A 2,364-nucleotide genomic window follows, 5' to 3' on the forward strand; every position below is an offset into this window, starting at 1 on the left:
CCTTCCCCCTGGGCGGAGAGCGACGGGGGCAACGGAGTGATCCACATGGGACTATTGAACATCATCCGGCGCATGTCTTTGCGGGAGAAGCTGTCGGTCCGCGAGATCGCGCGGCGGACTGGCCTGTCGCGCAACACGATCGCGAAGTATCTGAACGCTGGCACCATCGAGCCGAAGTTCACGGTGCCCGAGCGACCCAGCAAGCTTGATCCGTTTGCGGAGAAGCTGGCGGGCTGGCTGAGAACGGAGGCAGCGAAGTCGCGCAAGCAACGCCGGTCGGCAAAGCGGCTGCACGCCGACCTGGTCGCACTGGGCTACACGGGCTCCTACAACCGGGTCGCCGCCTTTGCCCGAGAATGGCGGGCGGATCGGCAGCGGGAGCAGCAGACGACGGGGCGCGGGACGTTCGTTCCCCTGACCTTCCGACCGGGCGAGGCGTTCCAGTTCGACTGGAGCGAGGATCACGCGATCCTGGGGGGCGAGCGCGCGAAGCTTCAGGTCGCCCACATCAAGCTCTCGCACAGCCGAGCCTTCCTGGTCCGCGCCTATCTGCTCCAGACCCACGAGATGCTGTTCGACGCCCACTGGCACGGCTTCCGCGTCTTCGGCGGCGTGCCGGGGCGCGGGATCTACGACAACATGCGCACGGCGGTGGATCGTGTGGGCCGCGGCAAGGAGCGGCAGGTCAACATGCGCTTTCTGGCCATGGCGAACCACTATGTCTTCGAGCCCGAGTTCTGCAACCCGGCCTCGGGCTGGGAGAAGGGACAGGTCGAGAAGAACGTCCAGGACGCGCGGCCTCGCTTGTGGCAGCCGATGCCCAGCTTCCCCGACCTGGCGGCTCTGAACGGCTGGCTGGAGCAGCGCTGCCTGGAGCTGTGGCGCGAGATCCCGCACGGGAGCCTTCCCGGCAGCATCGCCGATGTCTGGGCCGAGGAGCAGGCCGCGCTCATGCCGCTGCCGCCCGCCTTCGACGGCTTCGTGGAGCAGAGCAAGCGCGTCTCGCCCACCTGCCTGATCAGCTTTGAGCGCAACCGCTACAGCGTGCCGGCGTCCTTCGCCAACCGACCTGTCAGCCTGCGGGTCTACCCCGACCGGCTGGTCGTGGCCGCGGAAGGACAGGTCCTGTGCGAGCATGCGCGGGTGATCCAGCGCAGCCATCAGCTGCCGCCCCGGACCATCTATGACTGGCGGCACTACCTGGCCGTTCTCCAGCGCAAGCCAGGGGCGCTCCGGAATGGCGCGCCCTTCACGGAGCTGCCGCCCGCGTTCCGGCAGTTGCAGGAGCTGATGCTGCGACGACCGGGCGGAGACCGCGAGATGGTCGACATCCTCGCCCTCGTTCTTCAGCATGACGAGCAGGCGGTGCTCTGTGCGGTGGAGCTGGCCCTGGAGGCGGGCGTGCCCACCAAGACCCACGTGCTGAACCTCCTGCACCGGCTTGTCGACGAGCGGCCCCCGGTGACGCCCGAGATAGACCCGCCCAAGGCCCTGGCGCTGATTGAGGAGCCGCGAGCGAACGTCCAGCGCTATGACGGCCTGCGCTCCCGGATCGCGGGAGGCCGCCATGCGTCATGACCCCGCCAGCGGCGCCATTGTCATCATGCTCCGCAGCCTGAAGATGCATGGCATGGCCCAGGCCGTCACCGATCTGATCGAGCAAGGGGCGCCGGCCTTCGAGGCCGCCGTGCCCACCCTGACCCAGCTGCTCAAGGCCGAGGTCGCGGAGCGGGAGGTGCGCTCCATCGCCTACCACATGAAGGCGGCCCGCTTCCCGGCTTACAAAGATCTGGCCGGGTTCGACTTCGCCGCCAGCGAGGTCAACGAGGCCACCGTCCGCCAGCTGCACCGCTGCGAGTTCCTCGACGGGGCTCAGAACGTCGTGCTCATCGGCGGGCCAGGCACCGGCAAGACCCACATCGCCTCAGCCCTCGGCGTCCAGGCCGTCGAGCATCACCGCCGCAAGGTCCGGTTCTTCTCGACTATCGAACTGGTCAACGCTCTCGAGCAGGAGAAGGCCAAGGGCAAGGCCGGCCAGATCGCCGATGGCCTGACCCGCCTCGATCTCGTGATCCTCGACGAGCTCGGATACCTGCCGTTCAGCGCCTCAGGCGGCGCGCTGCTCTTCCATCTCCTGAGCAAGCTCTACGAGCGCACCAGCGTCGTCCTCACCACCAACCTGAGCTTCAGCGAATGGGCCTCAGTCTTCGGCGACGCCAAGATGACCACCGCGCTTCTCGACCGGCTCACCCACCGCTGCCACATCCTGGAGACCGGCAACGACAGCTTCCGCTTCAAAGCCAGCTCCGCCTCAGCAACCCGAAAGAAGAAGGAAACCAGCCCCGCCTTGACCCAAGCATGACC

2 protein-coding genes are annotated in these 2,364 nt (G+C 67.4%); both read left to right on the forward strand.

Going from position 1 to position 2,364, the window contains the following annotated elements; translation table 11 throughout:
- Positions 1 to 45: 45 nt before the first annotated feature.
- On the forward strand, positions 46 to 1,578 hold the full coding sequence (gene istA, locus FHG71_RS23095; RefSeq protein ID WP_139084150.1) for an IS21 family transposase: 1,533 nt from the start codon (positions 46 to 48) through the stop codon (positions 1,576 to 1,578).
- Positions 1,568 to 2,362, forward strand: coding sequence for an IS21-like element helper ATPase IstB (gene istB, locus FHG71_RS23100; RefSeq protein ID WP_139084151.1), 795 nt, complete (start codon positions 1,568 to 1,570; stop codon positions 2,360 to 2,362). Before istA ends, istB begins: the two co-directional genes overlap by 11 nt.
- Positions 2,363 to 2,364: the final 2 nt, after the last annotated feature.

The organism is Rubellimicrobium roseum, from assembly GCF_006152145.1.
GTDB lineage: Bacteria > Pseudomonadota > Alphaproteobacteria > Rhodobacterales > Rhodobacteraceae > Rubellimicrobium > Rubellimicrobium roseum.